The sequence below is a fragment of the Paenibacillus sp. IHB B 3084 genome (genome assembly GCF_001447315.1).
Lineage (GTDB): Bacteria > Bacillota > Bacilli > Paenibacillales > Paenibacillaceae > Paenibacillus.
The window spans coordinates 2,422,773-2,442,047 of sequence record NZ_CP013203.1 but is presented as its reverse complement, the minus strand read 5'-3'; the positions used below and the strand labels follow the sequence as shown (position 1 = coordinate 2,442,047).

The following is a 19,275-nucleotide window of genomic DNA, read 5'->3' as shown; positions in this document are numbered from 1 at the left end:
CAAGGCAAGCGGGTACTCCGGTTAAAAAATTACATAATTTCTATATGACAGGTAAGATTTAATCTTGGTTCCCTGACAAATATTCAGCAAATTGGCGGATTAGCGCCGAGCGGTGACGGTCCTTATTGCTAACCATATAAATGTACCGCTCCACACGCTGGCCCGGAATGGGCCGTATGACCAGCATCCCGCGTTCGACCTCGGACTGCACAGCTATGCGGGAGACGAAAGAGACATGTTCTCCCAGCATGACCGCCTGCTTGATCGCCTCCAGCGAATCCAGCTCCAAATAGGAGGGGAGGCGGCGTCCGCCACGCTCCAGCCATTTGTCAGTCATTTGGCGTGTGCTGGAATCCTTGCCGTGCAGCACGAAAGAGGAAGAAGCGATGCGCTCAGGTGTTAAATCGGTTTCGCTTGCGAGCGGGTGATCAGGTGCGCAGATTAGTACCAGTTCATCCTCGCCCAAGGATTCTGACACCAGCGTTGGCACTTGAAACGGCTCTGTTGAAATAACGCCAAGGTCAATTTCGTGACGGGCGAGCATGTCCTTGATCACCGGAGCTGTTTTCACGGACAAGGCAATATGAATTCCCGGATGTTCACGGGCAAAACGGTGCAGCACCGCAGGAAGCACATAGGTAGCCGGCACATAGCTGGCGCCGATTCGAATGCTCCCCCGCTGGAGTGTGTCGAACTCGCATACGACCCGCTCCGCCTCGGCGGCGAGCGCATTAATCTTGCCGGCATAGTGGAGCAGTGCGTGCCCGGCATCCGTCAGGATGATTTTGCCCATACGCGTGTCGAATAGCTTCACCCCCAAATCCCGCTCCAGATTTCTCATATGAAAGGTAATGGTCGGTTGTTTCAGGCCGAGAAGCTCGGCCACTGTGGTAATTTTATGGTGCTTGTCCAGCAACTCTACAATATGCAGCTTCAAAAGACTTAAATTCACTTGGAATGCCCCACCTTCAGGTTGATCGGAAACTCATGCCCGCCTCATACGCTGCGGTATCAATCCCCTCTATATAGATTAAATCTATGAGTGTTAACACAATTCATTGAAATAATTAATTTTGTTTTAACTTTCCAATAACACAGGCTGCGAATTCAAGCTTTACACTGGGGTCAGTCATAAGAACAGGCAGGTAATGCGATGAATCAGGATTTGTATATTCACGGGTTGAGTAAAACCTTCGGCCATATGACCGCATTGCACGAGACGAATCTGGTCGTACGGCGGGGACAATTCACGACACTGCTCGGTCCGTCCGGCTGCGGGAAAACAACGCTTCTGCGCATGATCGCAGGGCTGGAGACGCCGGATACCGGCACGATCACAATGGGAGAGGAAGTTCTTTTTTCGGCTGAACGCAAAAAGGATATTCCCGTGCATCTTCGTCATTTCGGCATGGTGTTTCAGGATTTCGCGCTGTGGCCGCATATGACGGTGTTTGAAAACGTGGCCTTCGGCCTGCGTGCGGGCAAGCATGGAAAAGGCCCCGGTTCTGGTAGCGTGCGTGGCAAGGAGCTGCGAATAGCGGTGCTGGAGGCGCTGGACAAGGTCAGACTGTCGGGGATGGAGGATCGGTATCCTCATCAGCTGTCTGGTGGCCAGCAGCAGCGGGTCGCTTTTGCCCGGGCGGTCGCCATCCGGCCGCGGCTTGTCTTGTTTGATGAGCCGCTCAGTGCGCTGGACGCGGTACTCCGCGAAGAGATGCGCATCGAAATGCTGTCGCTGGTGCGCGATCTGGGGCTGACTGCCCTGTACGTCACCCATGATCAGATCGAGGCCATGTCAATGTCCGATGAAGTGGTCGTCATGAGAAGCGGACATATTTTGCAGACCGGAACACCGGAGATAATCTACGGTCGCCCATCTCATCCAGAGGTGGCGAGGTTCATCGGCAAATCAAACTGGCTGGAGCCGGAACGGACGCTATTCCGTCCCGAGCATGTCCGCTGGGAACAGGATCAAGTAGACCAGTATTCTTTTACAGTGGAGATTCGTCATATCAGTTATGTTGGGGACCGTTATGAAATCCGCATACGGGCAGAGAACGGCGAGCTATGGACTGCATTTCATTCCACCCGCTTGCCTATCGGGGAACAAAAGCAAATTTGGGTATCACCGCAACACATCCACCAACTCGATTCATAGGGAAAAGGGGTATAACACAAGATGATGAACAAGCACGTTTTTCGTACAGGTTGGAAAAAGGGCGCGATGCTCGCATTAACATTGACCTTTGGACTGGCTGTCGCAGGCTGTGGAACGGCTACACCATCCAAGGATGGAGCGCAAGCCACCGGATCAGCAGGACAAGCCGGGGCGGCATCCACCGATCAGAAGCTGGTTGTCTACAGCGCAGGCCCTGACGGGCTGGCGAAAAAGCTGGTAGCGGGGTATGAGGCGCAAAGTGGAGTGAAGGTCGAGCTGTTCCAGGGAACGACGGGTAAAATTTTGGCCCGGATGGAAGCTGAGAAGGCGAATCCGGTAGCAGACGTGGTGGTACTGGCATCTCTTCCGTCCGTGCAAGGCTTGAAAAAAGACGGTCTCACGCTCCCTTACTCGGATGCCAAAAACGCGGACAAGCTGAATCCCGATTGGTCCGACAAAGAAGGCAACTACTTCAGTACCAGTGCTTCCGCATTAGGTATCGCGTACAACACGAAGCTGGTGAAGACACCGCCGACTTCATGGGCCGATCTCGCGAAGCCAGAGTACAAGGACCAAATTAACATTCCTGATCCGTCGCTGTCTGGTTCGGCGCTGGATTTTATGACAGGCTACCTGAGTGCCCATGGCGATGGGGGCTGGACGTTGTTCGAGCAGTACAAGGCTAACGGCGTAGCGATGGCTGGAGCCAATCAGGAAGCGCTGGACCCGGTCATTACCGGAGCCAAAAGCATGGTCGCTGCTGCGGTCGATTACATGACCTACAAGGCCAAAGCCAAAGGCGAGCCGATTGACATTGTTTATCCGAAGGAAGGAACGGTCATCAGCCCGCGCCCTGCGGCGATTCTCAAATCGACACAGCATGAGCAGAATGCCAAGGCATTCATTGACTATCTGCTGTCGGACGAGGCACAGAAGCTGGTAGCGGACGCTTCCTTGCTTCCGGGCCGCACGGATGTCAAAGCAGATAAGCGCGCCAATCTGGATGAGATTCCGTTGCTGAAAACCAATTGGGAATGGATGGGCGAGCATGGTCCTGACGTGACAGAGAAGTTCACGCAAATGTTCAAGTAAGCGGATGGGGGTCTTATCCGTCAAACAGATCAGAGCGTGGTGTCTGACGCTCGCTCTGATCGCGCTTGCTTTACTGATCGTGCTGCCGTTACTACAAATTTTCATCCAAAGTGTGTATGTAGATGGACGATTACAATGGTCTGCGCCTTTCCGGACGTTGGCTGCATCCCGATTTGCGGGTGTGCTGTTCGGCTCAATCTGGCTGGGCATCTGTGTTATTGCTGGAACGACGGTGCTTGCACTTCCGTTGGCGTGGATCATGTCCAACACGCGTCTCGCTAGCTGGCGCTGGTTGGACGTGGTGCTATTGATTCCGTTTATGACCCCGCCCTATATCGGGTCTATGGGCTGGATTTTGTTTATGCAAAAAAACGGGTATCTGGAGCAGTTGTTTCCGAGCCTGCATTTCTTGACCCCGTTCTTTTTCAGCTTTGGCGGCATGGTTATGATCATGAGTCTACATCTGTTTCCGTTCCTGTACCTGCTGCTGCGCGGTGCGCTGGTCAGGATTGGCGGCAGTCTGGAAGAGGCCGGAGCCGTTATGGGGGGCGGCTTTCTGTACAGGTTCCGCCGGATCATTTTACCGCTGCTGCTGTCGGCTTATGGAATGGGCGCACTGCTTATTTTCGTCAAAACGATTGCCGAGTTTGGAACCCCCGCCACCTTTGGACGACGTATCGGGTATGAGGTCATGACATCGGAAATTCACAAATACATTTCCAGTTGGCCGATTGATTTCGGCAAGGCGACATCAATGGCCTCGGTGCTTTTAACCGCCTGTCTGCTCGTGTGGTATGTGCAATCGGTGATCAACCGTAAGTACACATACAGGCTGGTAGGTGGTAAAGGTTCTCGTCCTTCCCGTCTTCGTGTATCTGGCTGGACTACGGGACTGAGTATCGCATTCATTCTATTGTTGCTAATGGCGTCCATTGGTATTCCTTATTTTTCAATTATCGCCGCTTCCACCATGAAGCTGCGGGGGATCGGCTTGGCTTGGGATAACTTTACGCTCGATTATTACAAGGAACTGCTGTCTTGGGGCTCAGAGAGCATGGAGGCGCTGCTGAACAGCGTATTTCTCTCTTTGGGTGCATCGACGATTGCCGTTGTGCTGGGCACATGGTTTGCGCTCGTTATTGGCGGCTCACGTACGAAGCTCCAGCGGACAGTGGATGCATTCAGCTTGCTTCCGAACACGGTTCCGGGGATTGTTATGGTAGTCGGCCTTATTTTATGGTGGAACTCGCCGTGGATGCCGATTCCGTTGTATAACACGTACGGTATGGTCATTCTGACGTATGTTGTCTTGTTTGTTCCTTATACAGTCCAGTATGTCAAAAGCGCCTTTACGCAGGTAGACACCGCTCTTTTTCAGGCAGGACAGGTGTTTGGCGGTCGCCCGTCTTATATATTCCGCCGGATTGTGCTGCCGCTGATTTTACCGGGGATGCTGGCAGGCTGGATGATGACCTTTACCATTGCTTCGCGCGAACTGGTCGGCTCATTGCTGATTTTGCCGCCATCCGTCCAGACGTCTGCAACCTACATATTTGCCCAGTTCGAACAGGGTCAGGTGTCGCTTGGTATGGCAATGGCGGTCATATCGGTCGGTTTGACCACACTGCTGCTGATCTTAATGGAAAGCTTAAACTCGCAAAGAAAGTGGAAATGATGATGACCAAGCTTCGAATTTGGGGCGGTGCGGGCGAACACGGCCGCTCCTGCTATGTTTTGGAAGGAAAGCAGCATCGTATCATGCTGGATTGTGGCGTGAAAAAGGAAGGAACCGGGCAGTATCCGGTTTTTCTGCCGCAGGAGGCGGAGAGGCTGACCGCTGTATTGCTGTCTCATGCACATGAGGATCATTCAATGGCGCTCCCCTTACTGTATAAGTATGGATACCGGGGAGAGGTTTGGACGACAAAGGCGACCGCCGAGCAGTTGGGTTCCTATTTTCGCTCCTGGCATACTTATGTAGAATCGAGAGGCGGCAAATTGCCATACGACGAACGGGATATCGAATCCATAGCTTACCGCTATCTGGAGGATGAAGCGCCGTCAGGAGTATGGCAGGAGGCTTGTCCGGGTGTACGGATCATGTGGGGGCGTAGTGGGCATTTGGCTGGAGCAGTGTGGTACATGGTAGATATGGAAGGAAAGCGGTTGTTCTTTTCGGGAGATTACAGCCGCGAATCCGAACTGCTCGCTGCCGATGCACCGGAACCTAATCTGGCCGATATCTCCATTATGGATAATGCTTATGGCATGGATATAGACCCGCAGCCTGTGAAGCTGGAGCGGCTGCGGGCCGGGATGGGACAGATATTGTCTTCTGGTGGTCATGTGCTGCTTCCGGTACCCGCCTTTGGCCGGGGGCAGGAGTTGATTGTGTGGGCCAGCGAGCAGTTCCCTGAACAAGCAATGATTGTAGAGCCGGATATATGGCAGGGATTGCAGCGCTTGAGCCGTTTGAAAGAATGGCTACGCCCGGAAGTACCTGCGCGGATAGAACGTGTGCTGCACAGTGGCCGGATCTTTGTGCCTCGTGATGCTGCGGAGCGAGTACGGCTGCTGGAACAGAATGCTGCGGCAATGATCGTAACCGGGGACGGCATGATGGATTCGCCACGGGCGCGCTGGTACTATCAGTATTTATCAGATCATCCGCCGAGTGCGGGGGATGGCGAAGGTAGCGGAAAAAGTAATCATAACGGAGTTATTTTAACGGGACATGCTTCGAGCGGTTCTTTTGGTAAACATCTGCTGGATTGTACGAATCAAAAAACGGGTCAGAAAACAGATCAGAATGACCGTTGTATAGTTCGGCATTTGATTTACAAGGTGCATCAGGGGATATCGGATGTGAGACTAATGTTGAAGGAGTTGCCTGGTAAACAGGTTGTGCTCGTTCATGCGCCCAAGCCGCAGACTGATCTTGTGCGTGACGAGCTGATGAGAGAAGGTTGGACCGAACACGAAAGCTCTGTAAAAGTCATTCACTCTTTGGAGCCGGGCGCAACGTTAAACGTTTAGATGATTCATTTACTCCATCCGTTATTTCGTACCCTCCTGCATTAGTCGGAAGGCATCGACTTCCCCAAGTTTCGTGGATATAGAGTTGCGCCCGATGCTTTTACGAAGGCGCAGCGGTGTAGCGGTACGCTTGAGCAGTGCTTTGATTTCCCTAGGCTCCATCTCCGGTCTCAGTGAAAGGAGCAGAGCAATGCTTCCGGTCACGTGGGAAGTAGCCATAGACGTACCGCTCATTTCGTGATGCTTGCCGTGTATCCATGAGGAAATGATCTTTTCACCCGGTGCGTACACGTCTACGAATTGTCCCCGGTTGCTGAAAGGCGCGATGCGTCTGTATTTATCGGTAGCTCCGACTGAAATGGTCTGGGAATAGCGTGCCGGGTAGTCAATACTCCGGCGTTTGCCCTCGTTTCCCGAGGAAGCTACGATCACGATACCGTTTTGATACGCTTTGTTCACCATATCAAGCAGCGCCTTGCTGCGTGATTTCATACCGAAGCTCATATTGATGATATCGATACGATTCAATACGCACCAATCGATGCCGAGAATAATATCGGAGACGTAGGCGGCTCCATTATGGTCAAACGCTTTTACAGGATGAATCAGCGCCTGAGGTGCTACGCCAACCATACCCTCATCATAGTTGGATGCCGCGATGGTACCGGCAATATGAGTGCCGTGACCGTTATCGTCATAGGGCAGCATGGTCCGATTAAGCAAATTGATGCCTCTGGCGAGAGAATGCCGCAGATCAGGATGTTGAAAATCCGCTCCCGTGTCGATCACGCCAATCCTGATTCGGTTTCCTGTAGAGGAAGGCCAAGCCTTGTGTGCGCGCACCTGTTTAACCCCCCACGGCATGGGCAGGTTTTTCTCCGCCTTCGGCATCTGGGCTGTTCCTCCATGTACCCTCATGCGAGTATCTTCTTCAACGGTAACACCGTTGTGATATTTGCCCAGCCTGTCTCCCCCTGGAAGCGGAGCGATCAGAGCGCGAATCAGTCGGGCCGGTTGTACTTGCCGCAATCCCGCAAGCTCGGGCTTCAGCTTCCTGAGATAGGACAGGCATTCCCGGTATTGGTGAGGCTTATCGAACGTAATGATCTGTTTGTGCCGTCCACTGCCGGACGGCTCCGAAATGCCCTCGTGCAAACGCTGCAAAAAACCCGGATAGTCCATTTGAGACAGTCCCCCTCCGATGAGCCATGCTGAGGTATTGTATGAGCAAGCATCAGCAGCGGCATGGGAAACCTGCCTCTTTTTTATGGAAATAGGCCTGCTCGTCGTGTCAAAGTGATCGTGGACACATACGATACATGGAGGGCAAAAGCTCTTGTGCAACAACTTTGGGGGACTTCTCCCGGAGCGGGTACAGTCGGAGACGGGGGGACCCCGTCTTTTTAACGTGCGCCGCCTTGTTCAAGGCATACTACTGCAAATTGTACGGATACCCATGTTTAACTTGCAATTTGCTTCCAAATAGGTTTTACTTAGTTTTGATAATGGATATGTTAGTATTGCATGTATCGTGTATGCTCTGAAACATGTTCTTGTGAATTACGTGTGAGAGGAAGTGTCCCTAGGTGAGTACCCCACTCAACTTGAAGATTGACCCGGAGAAAGTCCACGAGACTCCAATGGTGGATTTGGCATTTATGGTATTGAAAGCAGCCAATACTCCATATTATTACCGTGACCTGATGAATGAAGTCGCCAAATTGCGCGGCATGTCCGACGAAGAAATTAATGACGTTATCGCTCAGCTATATACTGAAATCAACATTGACGGGCGTTTCGCCTGTGTCGGTACGAATCTGTGGGGCTTGAAACGTTGGTATCCAGTGGATAAATCCGAAGATACTCTGACAGGCGCCAAGCGTCCTCGTATCATTAATGACGAAGACGATGACGACGAAGAGGAATATCATGAGGAAGAAGAAGTTTACAGCGCCGATGACGACTTCGATGCAGACAGTGAAGACGAGGATGGCGAAGAAGAGCTGTTCGACGGTGAAGATGATGATAGTGATGAAGACGTGGTTATAGACGATGAAGACCTCAGTGATGAGGAAGATACAGAAGATGAAAATGACGACGAGTCGACGGAAGACGCCGATGATTCGCTTCGTTAGAATCAGGCTGTAAGGGGAGATGTATTCTCCCCTTTTTCATGACCATTTTCTTGAAACTGCCTTCTGATTTGAAGCATTCAGATGGATTCCCTCCAATCTTGTTCAATGGGCAAATTAACACAGATAACTTCCTTGACAGCGGATTGGACACGGGGTAAACTATTGCTTGGGCTTATGATTGATTCACTTATATGTTTGCTTTTTGTATAAAAGTGCCCCGTACTACGGGTGTGCTTTTTTGTTTTTTTATAGGGTGTTTGCACTCATGAAAGAGGGCTAAGGGCGGCGGGCATGGAAAATGATTCCGCTGCCTTCTTCATGGATGATAATCCGTGTAAACGGGTTACGATAACATCATAATGTCGCCTGAATTTTGGACTTTATTTAGGAGGGTTTTAAACAGTGACAAAGTATATTTTTGTGACAGGCGGGGTTGTGTCTTCCTTGGGCAAAGGGATTACGGCAGCTTCACTGGGAAGGCTTCTGAAGAACAGGGGACTGAAGGTAACGATTCAAAAATTCGATCCTTACCTTAATGTCGATCCAGGGACGATGAGCCCTTACCAGCACGGTGAAGTGTTTGTAACGGATGACGGTGCGGAAACGGATCTCGACTTGGGGCACTATGAGCGCTTTATTGATATTAATCTGTCCAAGAACAGCAATGTCACGACAGGCAAGGTATACTCCAGCGTAATCAGCAAAGAGCGTCGCGGGGAGTATTTGGGCGGTACGGTGCAGGTTATTCCTCATATTACGAACGAAATCAAGGAGCGCGTATATCGTGCAGGCCGTGAAGCGGGTTCGGACGTAATTATCACAGAAATCGGCGGTACCGTGGGCGATATTGAGAGCTTGCCATTTTTGGAAGCTATCCGTCAGCTCAAAAGTGAGGTTGGACGGGAGAATGTAATGTACATTCACGTAACCCTCATTCCTTATATTAAAGCTGCTGGTGAGGTTAAAACCAAACCAACTCAGCACAGTGTAAAAGAACTGCGCAGCATCGGCATTCAGCCGAATGTCATTGTTTGCCGTACAGAGCATGAACTTTCTTCCGATATGAAGGCCAAAATCGCGCTGTTCTGCGATATTGATGCTAACGCAGTAGTAGAATGCCGCGATGCGTCGACTTTGTACGAGGTTCCATTGAACCTGCGTGAAGAAGGCTTGGACGAGATCGTAGTCAACCACCTCAAGCTGACAACACCTGCACCGGATATGACGGAGTGGGAAGGGCTTGTTGAACGGATCAGAAAGCTGGATAAAACGGTTGAAATTGCCATTGTTGGTAAATATGTTGCACTGCATGATGCTTATTTAAGTGTGGTTGAATCCCTTTCACACGCCGGATTTGATGCCAATGCGGATGTGAAAATCCGTTGGGTGAACGCAGAAGAAGTAACGGACGAGAACGTAGCGGACATGCTGGGCGGCATTGGCGGTATTCTCGTACCGGGCGGCTTCGGTGATCGCGGAATTGAAGGTAAAATCAGCACCATTCGTTATGCACGCGAACAGAAAATCCCGTTCTTCGGTATTTGTCTTGGCATGCAGGTATCTGTCATTGAGGTTGCCCGTTCTCTGGCTGGTCTCGAAGGAGCCAACAGCTCGGAAATCAATCCGGCTACGGATTACCCGGTCATCGACTTGCTGCCTGACCAAAAGGACATCGAAGATATGGGCGGCACCATGCGTCTCGGATTGTATCCGTGCAAACTGACGGAAGGTTCGCTGGCTTCGGCTTGCTACAACGATGAGCTGGTATATGAAAGACACCGTCATCGGTATGAATTCAATAACGAATATCGTGAAGTTATTGAAAAAGCAGGTCTTCGCATTTCCGGTACTTCACCGGACGGACGTTTGGTGGAAATTGTGGAACTGCCTGAGCATCCATGGTTCCTGGCGGTACAATTCCATCCAGAATTTACTTCCCGTCCGAACCGTCCACAGCCGTTGTTCCGTGAATTTGTTAAGGCGGCATTGCAGCTTCAAGGCTAATGCTACAGCCTGTTAGACCTCCTCTGGGAGGTCTTTTTTATTCCACGCTTCCTGATTATGAAAGAATATTCCACAATTATGTATAAGAGAAGGATTTTCTTTTTGCAGGAGCGAATATAGTTTAGGGTATGGGACGGATATTGTACGTCATCGGACGCTGTTATGGCAATAGCTGCATGATCCTCGTTTTAAGATCTTAGGAGGTTAAAACATTGGAAAAGAAAAAAGTATTAATCGTCGATGACCAGAATGGAATACGAATTTTGCTGATGGAAGTGTTCGGAAGTGAGGGTTACGAGACCTTTCAGGCAGCAAACGGAAAAATTGCACTTGAAATTGTTGAAAAGGAACCGCCTGATCTGGTTCTGCTCGATATGAAAATTCCGGGTATGGACGGACTTGAAATCTTGAAGCATCTAAAGACCATGAATCCCGATATCAAAGTTATTATGATGACAGCTTATGGAGAACTGGACATGATTAAAGAGGCGACGGAGCTGGGAGCACTCATGCACTTTACCAAGCCCTTTGATATTGATGAAATGCGAATCGCCGTAAACAAGCAACTCAGGAGTGACGAAGCGAGTCACTTTGGTTGAAAACTCTGTTAACACAACAGGGTTTTTTGTTTGTGTTTATGGGAAATACTGAAAGTAAATCCTCTCCTTATACAATTCTATGAAAAAACGGCGTCCTGGGCGTGATTTTCGTATGTGTTGATGTGCAAAAGCTTGTTTAGTATTTAACATGGGTTGTGGTATAATAAGCCCGTATGTGATGTCGGCTAAAATATAGACAAACCCAAACACCCTTAGGAGGACTGTAACCATGCCATTGGTATCTATGACAGACATGTTGAACAAAGCACTTGAAGGAAAATACGCGGTAGGTCAATACAACATTAATAACCTGGAGTGGACTCAAGCGATTCTGGGCGCTGCTGAAGAAGAAAAATCCCCGGTAATCCTGGGCGTATCTGAAGGTGCAGCACGCCACATGGGCGGTTTCTACACTGTTGTTAAAATGGTAGAAGGTCTTATTCATGACATGAAAATTACGGTTCCGGTTGCGATCCATTTGGATCACGGTTCCAGCTTTGAAAAATGTAAAGAAGCTATCGATGCTGGTTTCACATCTGTTATGATTGATGATTCCCACAGCCCGATCGACACGAACATTGCAACAACGAAAAAAGTTGTTGAATATGCACATTCCAAAGGCGTTTCCGTTGAAGCTGAAGTTGGAATGGTTGGCGGTCAAGAGGATGATGTTGTAGGTGACGTAATGTACGCGAAGCTTGACGACTGTCTGCGTATCGTTAACGAAACAGGTATCGACACATTGGCTCCTGCACTGGGTTCCGTTCACGGACCTTACAAAGGCGAGCCAAACCTCGGATTCAAAGAAATGGAAGAGATCTGCGCTGCAATCAAACTTCCACTCGTTCTGCATGGTGGTACTGGTATCCCAACGCATGATATCAAAAAAGCAATCTCGCTGGGAACTTCCAAAATCAATGTAAACACAGAGAACCAAATCGTGTTCGCGAAAGTGGTTCGTGAAGTGCTTGCTGAGAAACCGGATGCTTATGACCCACGTACATTTATCGCTCCAGGTCGTGAAGCGATTAAACAAACCGTTATCGGTAAAATCCGTGAGTTCGGTTCCAACAACCAAGCGTAAGAATAAGTTGATGTACCGTGCATCTGCATGGTTCAATGTATCTCTTGATTGTAATTGTAGTTCTGCACAGAAGATTTGAATCTGTTCAGTTGAATAGTTTGACCTGGAAAGCACACCGCTTAGCCGGTGTCTTTCCATTTTAACCACCAAAAAGTTGAAAGTTTATTATTTGACCGACTGCAAAACAAGTAGGGGGACCCTCAAGCTTATGGAAAAATTGATGATCACCGGTGGACGGCCGCTTCAAGGTACAGTTTCCATCAGCGGTGCCAAAAACAGTGCCATCGCCTTGATTCCCGCCGCCATTCTGGCAGAGTCGGAAGTCATTTTGGACAATTTGCCGCTGTTGAGTGATGTGGCGGTGTATTCCGAAATACTGGAGGAACTTGGTGCAGCCGTTGCCTGGGAAGGCAGCCAGATGAGAATAGATCCATCCTCCATTAAATCCATTCCCATGCCGAATGGACCTGTTAAGAAATTACGAGCATCCTATTATATGATGGGAGCCATGCTAGGCAGATTCAAGGAAGCGATCATCGGTTTGCCAGGAGGGTGTAATTTTGAACCTCGGCCCATTGATCAGCATATCAAAGGTTTTGAAGCACTGGGTGCTACGGTTACGAACGAGCACGGTGCTATTCATTTGCATGCCAAAGAGCTGCGCGGTACCAAGATTTATTTGGATGTCAGCAGTGTAGGAGCTACGATTAACATTATGCTGGCGGCCGCACGTGCCAAAGGCGCCACAATTATCGAAAATGCGGCTAAAGAGCCTGAGATTATAGATGTAGCAACCTTGTTAAACTCCATGGGGGCCATTATTAAGGGGGCCGGAACGGAAACGATCCGGATTGAAGGTGTGTCCGAGCTGCATGGCTGCCGTCACTCCATCATACCTGACCGCATACAAGCGGGCACATATATGATTGCTGCTGCGGCTACTCGTGGTAATGTTTTGATTGACAACGTAATTCCCAAGCATATGGAGGCTCTGACTGCAAAAATGCAGGAAATGGGTATTGGTATAGAGGAATATGACGAAAGTATTCGTGTTCTGGGTTCATCTTCATATGAGCACGTTGATGTTAAAGCCTTAGTTTACCCCGGATTCGCCACGGACTTGCAATCTCCTATGACCAGTTTGCTTACTCAGGCGCAAGGGGTTAGTGTGCTGAGCGATTTTGTTTATAGCAATCGTTTTAAACACGTCCCTGAACTTGTACGAATGGGGGCTAAAATCCGCGTGGAAGGTCGTTCGGCTATTATTGAGGGTGGCAAGCTGAATGCGGCTAAAGTCAAAGCGGCCGATCTGCGTGCTGGTGCAGCGCTTGTCATTGCCGGACTTACAGTAAGTGAAGGCGTAACCGAGGTGTCAGGTGTCGAATACATCGACCGTGGTTATGACCATCTCGTCTCCAATCTGCGTCTTTTGGGCGCGGACGTATGGCGGCAGACAGAATAACAAACTTCGTACATTTTGGGACTCCCGGAACGGATGAACAATAGAATGGATAGGCTCTATGCAGCCGCTGCATGATACAAGATATAGGTTCATACCTAACAATCTTTTATCGGGAAACCGGAATAATTCGGTATAATCCAAGCAGACGGCTGCATAACTTTATTTGTTTTGGTTAAAATTATGTTAATGGTGTTTATGATGTCATTGTCTATCATTTAGTTTTGAATGGACTTAATAATTGAATAGGTGGTTATTATATGGATCTGCAAATTTCCGATCTGGAAGAAATGAAGCTGACCGATCTGTACAAGCTGGCCAAGCAATACCAGATCCCGTACTACGGAACGCTCAAGAAAAAAGAATTAGTTTTTGCCATCCTGCGTGCACAAGCCGAGAAGAGCGGATTGATGTTTATGCAGGGGGTTCTGGAAATACTTCCTGAAGGTTACGGCTTTCTGAGGCCGATTAATTATCTCCCGAGTACCGAAGATATTTACATCTCTGCTTCACAAATCCGCAAGTTTGACTTGAGAACGGGCGATCTAGTATCCGGTAAATGCCGGACTCCGAAAGAAAATGAACGATATTTTGGATTGCTTCAAGTTAACGCCGTCAATGGAAGAAGTCCTGAACAAGCTGCTGAGCGGCTACACTTTCCCGCACTGACTGCACTTTATCCACAAACCAAGTTAGTTCTTGAAACTACCCCCAATAATTTGTCTACGAGAATAATGGATATACTGGCCCCTGTCGGACTTGGACAGCGTGGACTCATTGTGGCACCTCCCAAAGCTGGTAAAACACTTCTCCTCAAAGAAATTGCCAATAGCATTTCTACCAACAATCCCGAGATTGAGCTGTTTGTCTTGTTGATTGATGAACGTCCGGAAGAAGTGACCGACATGCAGCGTTCTGTTAAAGGTGAAGTTGTTGCTTCCACTTTTGATGAACTGCCTGAGAACCATATCAAGGTAGTGGAATTGGTTCTAGAGCGTGCCCTTCGCCTCGTAGAGCATAAAAAAGACGTGGTTATCCTGCTGGATAGCATTACTCGTCTTGCACGTGCCTACAACTTGGTTATTCCAGCATCCGGTCGTACGCTTAGTGGGGGGATTGATCCAGGGGCCTTCCACCGTCCAAAACGCTTTTTTGGTGCGGCGCGGAATGTGGAAGAGGGCGGAAGTCTTACCATTTTGGCCACAGCGCTCATTGATACAGGATCGCGGATGGATGACATTATCTATGAAGAGTTTAAAAGTACAGGCAATATGGAGCTTCATTTGGACCGCAAGCTTGCGGAACGCCGCATATTCCCGGCTATTGATATTCGTCGCTCCGGTACCCGGCGTGAGGAAATGTTGTTAGGCAAGGAGGAATTGGATACCATTTGGGCCATTCGTAAAAATATGACGGAAAGCCACGATTTTGTGGAGGGCTTCCTAAAGAAATTGCGGAACAGCAGCAACAACGCAGAGTTTTTGGCCTCGTTTGATACAACGGCATCGTCCAGCGGATCACAAAGCAGCTCAAGCACTCCGCAACGGAGAACCACGCGTTCCACCGCAGCATCGGTTCCAGCTTCAACCAACTAAATCCAGCAATATAGCTACAGCTACCCTCAATAACAATGATCAGCCTATGGATAAACGTAATTTCCCGATAGGTATTTATCTGTTCCTCAAGCACGCACCCGTTACGGTTCGATTGGTTTCAGGCGTGCGCTTGGTGGAACGAAAGGAGCTCCACAATGTATTTGGTGTATGCCGACGAAAAAGGCAATGTATATGATCATGCTTCTTTGTATGGGCTTGCCCGCAGTGCAGACATGATTGTCGAAATCATGGAAGATGAGCTTATTCCGCTACCGGAAGGAGCTACGCTGGTAAGTCTGCCCAACACACGCCCGGTCGGTATGAACCCTGAATCTGGGGAAATGGTTTCCTTGCCAGGCGATATGCAGGCAGTGGGGGCCTTGTTGCCTCAAGGCTTTACACGCTTATGCCTGCCAGGGTATGTGAAGACAGATAAAGAGTATAAGCTCCCCCTGTTTGGCTATTCAGCCGTGGTCTGGAAGGATGGAGCCTTTTATGTAACGGCCGAGCGGAGTGATAATCCGTCCAAATGGAATCCGGAAAATTGTGACCGCCAAGAGGTAAAACAGGGTGTGCAAAGGATGACAGAGCAGTACCCGGAAAATCGGCTGTACCAGCATTTGTCCAACTGTGCCTTAGGCTATGAGTGTCTTACCTCCTCGAACACGTTCCTGAATCGCTGGGAGGGTGGAGTTCCGGTATCTTACTCTTGTAATGCCGGATGCTTTGGCTGCATCTCGGAACAGCCGGATGACAGCGGTTTTGTATCCCCTCAGACGAGAATGAACTTCCGTCCTCGTGTCGATGAGATTGTGGAAGTCATGTTAGAGCATTTGAAAACACCGGAGTCCATTATTAGCTTTGGCCAAGGGTGTGAAGGGGAGCCTTCTACTCAAGCTAAGTTGATTATTGATTCGATCAAAGAGGTCCGTTCCGTTACAGATATGGGATACATTAATATCAATACGAATGCAGGCTTGAACGATCATATCCGGGGTATTGTAGATGCCGGGCTTGATCTGATGCGGGTCAGCACGATTAGCGCACTGGACGACCACTACAATGCGTATTACAAGCCGCGTGGCTACACGTTAGACAATGTGGAAAAATCACTTCGTTATGCTTCCGAGCAGGGTGTATATACGTCGATTAACTATTTGATTTTTCCGGGTGTGACAGACCGTGAGGAAGAAATCGAAGCGATGATTGAGTTTGCCAAACGCACCAAGCTCAAGCTTATTCAGATGCGCAACCTGAATATTGATCCTGAAAGCTATCTGGAGCTGATTCCACCTGCCCAGGGAGAGATTCTTGGCATGAAGCAAATGCTTGAGATTTACCGGGAGGAACTGCCTGATGTTGTTATCGGGTCTTACACCCACGTACCGCCTCAAGGGCTGGCGCGTCCCAAATTTGCCAAGGCCTAAAACGGTCAATAGCGGGTTGAACTACACTTGTTTTACGCCATTTTTGGATACACAAAAGAGTTGTTGAAACGCTCATATCCAGGTGCTATAATGTGAACATGTGTTCATACAACTCTGGGCTGATAGGACGTTCAGGGCGGAAAGAGGTGAAAGTTCAATGCAACAAGCTATTCAACCGAAATTTAACGTAACTAATGTCACTTGTGCTTGCGGAAATACGTTCGAAACCGGTTCTGTGAAAGGTTCTCTGCGCGTGGAGATTTGCTCCGCTTGCCACCCATTCTTCACAGGGAAGCAGAAATTCCTTGATGCTGGCGGCCGTGTGGATCGTTTCAAGAAGAAATACGGTATCTAATCGATTACCGCAGGTTATAAAGTTATTAGAGCCTTCTGCTATTGCGGAGGGCTCTTTTTGTTGTGGATGTTTGCTTTTTGTGCGGCCTTGAGATATACTTATTTTCACCGTGCTAGATGGGGAGGTAGCGGTGCCCTGTAACTCGCAATCCGCTATAGCGAGGTTGAATTCCTGTTAGAGGTGTTGTTGATGTGAGGCTGGTCCCTGCGCACAATGTTGACGGTTGGGTCCTCCGCAATGAGTACTTGTGAACCTGGTCAGGTCCGGAAGGAAGCAGCCATAAGCGAGAACACTCTTGTGCCGGAGGGTGGCCTAGCCCGAGTTGTTGTTCAGGATTGCCGCTCGGATCACAACGATCAATAACAGGTGCACGGTATATATTGGGAATTAGAACATCTTGGCAGTCATTGCGAAGATGTTTTTTTGTGTTTATAAATTGGAAGGTGTCCGGTTTAGATTCGGACGGGAGTATAGTATAATGAAGTGAACATTAATGTTCATGAAAGTGAATGGGAAAGAGGGTAACGCGCATTGGAACATATAGCGTTGTACCGTGCTTGGCGGCCTCAGTCGTTCAAGGACATGGTAGGACAACAGCATATTATCCAGACATTGCAGAATGCCATCCGCGAAAATCGCACGTCCCATGCCTACCTGTTCAGCGGTCCGCGAGGAACGGGTAAGACGAGTGCGGCCAAAATTTTGGCCAAGGCAATTAACTGTGAGCATGGACCGGCGCCGGAGCCTTGCAACGAATGCGAAGCCTGTAAACGGATCACAGCCGGAGCGGTCATGGATGTACAGGAGATTGATGCAGCCTCCAACCGGGGCGTTGAAGAGATTCGTGATTTGCGCGATAAAGTCAAATATGCGCCGACGGAAGTACGGCACAAGGTTTATATCATCGATGAAGTGCACATGCTGACGACGGAAGCGTTCAATGCGTTGCTTAAGACGCTGGAAGAACCGCCGCCACACGTGATGTTCATATTGGCTACCACAGAACCGCATCGGATTCCGGCGACGATCATTTCGCGTTGTCAGCGTTTTGACTTTCGGCGGGTATCGCTAGAGGAGCAGACGGAGCGGCTTGACCTTATATGTCGACAGGAGAACATAGAGGCTGATTCGGACGCATTACAGTACATTGCGCGTCTGTCAGATGGCGGAATGCGGGATGCACTTAGCGTTCTGGATCAGATATCTTCGTTTACAGACGGTCGGGTTACTTATCAGCAGGTGCTGGATATGACGGGAGGTATTGCGTCTGAACAATTCGGCAAGCTTGCCTTGGCATTGCTGAAAGAAGATGTCGGCACAGTACTTCAAATGATTGAGAACTTTATGCAAGAAGGTAAAAGCGCAGATAAATGTATGGAAAATCTGCTGTACTATTTCAGAGATCTGCTTATGATTAAGATGGTACCGCAGGCAACTAAAATGACAGAGCGCGTGCTGGAGCCGGAGCAGTTCAAGGAAGTGGCAGAAGCTTTTACCAAGGAGCAGCTCTTTAGCATGATCGACACGCTTAATCGCTATCAGAGCGAGATGAAGTATGCCGTTCAGCCGCAAACCTTATTTGAGGTAGCTCTATTGAAGCTGTGCAGCATTCCTGTGGAAGCTGGAGCTGCTGCTCAGTCGACCGCGCAGCATTCCGGCGCTGCCACTGCCAATCAGGAGGATGTAGCTGTTTTGAAGCGTCAGCTTGCCGAGCTGGAGAAGAAGCTTGAACGTGCGTTGCAAGGCGGATTGGCTGCCGGGACAGGGCAGGATGCATCGTCGGGGAGCCGTCAGGCCCCCGGAGGGCGCGCTCCCGCTCCGCGGATTTCTGCGCCAGCCAAGCTCCCTTCCCAGTTGGATCGCTATATCGCCGAGAAGTCGGGAGAGGCATTTGCGGCTGCGGGGCGTAAGTGGAGCCAAATTTTGCAGGGAGTCAAAGAAGCGAAAGTCACAGTTCATGCATGGTTTATGGACGGCGAGCCTGTGTCTGTATTAGAGGATAGCGTGCTCGTGGCGTTTAAGAATAACATTCACCGTGAAACTACTGAAAAGCCTGCCAACAAGCAGGTCATTGAGAAGGTTCTGCACGAACAGTTGGGCCATCCCTATCGTCTGGTGACGATGATGCAAAAGGATTGGAATGCTGCGATTGAAGGAGTTCCCGACCAGCCTGCCGAAGAATTCCAACTGGAGCAGGAGCATGAAGCGCCGGGAAAGTCCAAGGAGCCCTGGATTGATGAGGCTATTGAACTTTTCGGGGAAGATCTGGTAGTTATAAAGGATTAGAATCAAAGTGTCTGGATGTATACTTCATTAAAGGAGATGATTGAA

15 protein-coding genes and 1 other RNA gene are annotated in these 19,275 nt (G+C 49.5%); 14 read left to right on the top strand and 2 right to left on the bottom strand.

Annotation, left to right across the window (positions count from 1 at the left end):
* Positions 1–58: 58 nt before the first annotated feature.
* Positions 59–952, bottom strand: a complete 894-nt coding sequence (locus ASL14_RS11465) for a LysR family transcriptional regulator (protein ID WP_134911671.1) — start codon at positions 950–952, stop codon at positions 59–61.
* A 201-nt stretch (positions 953–1,153) separates the two neighbouring features.
* Here ASL14_RS11465 and ASL14_RS11460 point away from each other — a divergent pair, with 201 nt between their 5' ends.
* The 4 genes from ASL14_RS11460 to ASL14_RS11445 are packed head-to-tail and all read left to right on the top strand — an operon-like array spanning position 1,154 to position 6,286.
* Positions 1,154–2,158, top strand: coding sequence for an ABC transporter ATP-binding protein (locus ASL14_RS11460; protein ID WP_134911670.1), 1,005 nt, complete (start codon positions 1,154–1,156; stop codon positions 2,156–2,158).
* A 21-nt stretch (positions 2,159–2,179) separates the two neighbouring features.
* Entirely contained in the window at positions 2,180–3,250 is a 1,071-nt protein-coding gene (locus ASL14_RS11455) for an ABC transporter substrate-binding protein (RefSeq protein WP_134911669.1), read from the top strand.
* Between the two features lie 4 nt (positions 3,251–3,254).
* Entirely contained in the window at positions 3,255–4,925 is a 1,671-nt protein-coding gene (locus ASL14_RS11450) for an ABC transporter permease (RefSeq protein WP_134911668.1), read from the top strand.
* Positions 4,922–6,286: an MBL fold metallo-hydrolase gene (locus tag ASL14_RS11445; protein WP_134911667.1), complete on the top strand. Its 1,365-nt coding sequence runs from the start codon at positions 4,922–4,924 to the stop codon at positions 6,284–6,286. Before ASL14_RS11450 ends, ASL14_RS11445 begins: the two co-directional genes overlap by 4 nt.
* Before the next feature lie 21 nt (positions 6,287–6,307).
* Here ASL14_RS11445 and ASL14_RS11440 read toward each other — a convergent pair whose 3' ends face one another.
* Positions 6,308–7,468, bottom strand: a complete 1,161-nt coding sequence (locus ASL14_RS11440) for a S8 family peptidase (RefSeq protein WP_134911666.1) — start codon at positions 7,466–7,468, stop codon at positions 6,308–6,310.
* 404 nt (positions 7,469–7,872) lie between these two features.
* Here ASL14_RS11440 and rpoE point away from each other — a divergent pair, with 404 nt between their 5' ends.
* From rpoE to dnaX, 10 genes are all read left to right on the top strand, one after another.
* Entirely contained in the window at positions 7,873–8,421 is a 549-nt protein-coding gene (gene rpoE / locus ASL14_RS11435) for a DNA-directed RNA polymerase subunit delta (protein ID WP_134911665.1), read from the top strand.
* A 402-nt stretch (positions 8,422–8,823) separates the two neighbouring features.
* Positions 8,824–10,425, top strand: coding sequence for a CTP synthase (locus tag ASL14_RS11430; protein ID WP_134911664.1), 1,602 nt, complete (start codon positions 8,824–8,826; stop codon positions 10,423–10,425).
* A gap of 212 nt (positions 10,426–10,637) precedes the next feature.
* Positions 10,638–11,024, top strand: coding sequence for a response regulator (locus ASL14_RS11420; protein WP_044646875.1), 387 nt, complete (start codon positions 10,638–10,640; stop codon positions 11,022–11,024).
* A 229-nt stretch (positions 11,025–11,253) separates the two neighbouring features.
* The gene (fba, locus tag ASL14_RS11415) at positions 11,254–12,108 is read left to right on the top strand and encodes a class II fructose-1,6-bisphosphate aldolase (RefSeq protein ID WP_044646876.1); all 855 of its coding nucleotides are present in this window, start codon (positions 11,254–11,256) and stop codon (positions 12,106–12,108) included.
* A gap of 208 nt (positions 12,109–12,316) precedes the next feature.
* Positions 12,317–13,570, top strand: coding sequence for a UDP-N-acetylglucosamine 1-carboxyvinyltransferase (locus ASL14_RS11410; protein ID WP_134911663.1), 1,254 nt, complete (start codon positions 12,317–12,319; stop codon positions 13,568–13,570).
* Positions 13,571–13,827: 257 nt separating this feature from the next.
* Positions 13,828–15,162 carry a transcription termination factor Rho gene (rho, locus tag ASL14_RS11405; RefSeq protein ID WP_134911662.1) on the top strand — a complete coding sequence of 445 codons (1,335 nt, stop codon included), beginning with the start codon at positions 13,828–13,830 and terminating at the stop codon, positions 15,160–15,162.
* Between the two features lie 155 nt (positions 15,163–15,317).
* Complete coding sequence (locus ASL14_RS11400) at positions 15,318–16,589, top strand: radical SAM family protein (protein WP_134911661.1); 1,272 nt, start codon at positions 15,318–15,320, stop codon at positions 16,587–16,589.
* Between the two features lie 157 nt (positions 16,590–16,746).
* Positions 16,747–16,944, top strand: a complete 198-nt coding sequence (gene rpmE, locus ASL14_RS11395) for a 50S ribosomal protein L31 (protein WP_134911660.1) — start codon at positions 16,747–16,749, stop codon at positions 16,942–16,944.
* Positions 16,945–17,051: 107 nt separating this feature from the next.
* Positions 17,052–17,318, top strand: an RNA gene (gene ffs / locus ASL14_RS11390) — signal recognition particle sRNA large type.
* A 157-nt stretch (positions 17,319–17,475) separates the two neighbouring features.
* Positions 17,476–19,230: a DNA polymerase III subunit gamma/tau gene (dnaX, locus tag ASL14_RS11385; RefSeq protein WP_134911659.1), complete on the top strand. Its 1,755-nt coding sequence runs from the start codon at positions 17,476–17,478 to the stop codon at positions 19,228–19,230.
* The last annotated feature ends 45 nt before the right edge of the window (positions 19,231–19,275 follow it).

What these genes read in the sequence shown, in the direction of transcription:
- ASL14_RS11460 (WP_134911670.1), top strand. Translation starts at nt 1,154, where the DNA reads ATGAATCAGGATTTGTATATTCACGGGTTGAGTAAAACCTTCGGCCAT.
- ASL14_RS11455 (WP_134911669.1), top strand. Translation starts at nt 2,180, where the DNA reads ATGATGAACAAGCACGTTTTTCGTACAGGTTGGAAAAAGGGCGCGATG.
- ASL14_RS11450 (WP_134911668.1), top strand. Translation starts at nt 3,255, where the DNA reads ATGGGGGTCTTATCCGTCAAACAGATCAGAGCGTGGTGTCTGACGCTC.
- ASL14_RS11445 (WP_134911667.1), top strand. Translation starts at nt 4,922, where the DNA reads ATGATGATGACCAAGCTTCGAATTTGGGGCGGTGCGGGCGAACACGGC.
- ASL14_RS11440 (WP_134911666.1), bottom strand. Translation starts at nt 7,468, where the DNA reads ATGGACTATCCGGGTTTTTTGCAGCGTTTGCACGAGGGCATTTCGGAG.
- fba (WP_044646876.1), top strand. Translation starts at nt 11,254, where the DNA reads ATGCCATTGGTATCTATGACAGACATGTTGAACAAAGCACTTGAAGGA.
- ASL14_RS11410 (WP_134911663.1), top strand. Translation starts at nt 12,317, where the DNA reads ATGGAAAAATTGATGATCACCGGTGGACGGCCGCTTCAAGGTACAGTT.
- rho (WP_134911662.1), top strand. Translation starts at nt 13,828, where the DNA reads ATGGATCTGCAAATTTCCGATCTGGAAGAAATGAAGCTGACCGATCTG.
- ASL14_RS11400 (WP_134911661.1), top strand. Translation starts at nt 15,318, where the DNA reads ATGTATTTGGTGTATGCCGACGAAAAAGGCAATGTATATGATCATGCT.
- rpmE (WP_134911660.1), top strand. Translation starts at nt 16,747, where the DNA reads ATGCAACAAGCTATTCAACCGAAATTTAACGTAACTAATGTCACTTGT.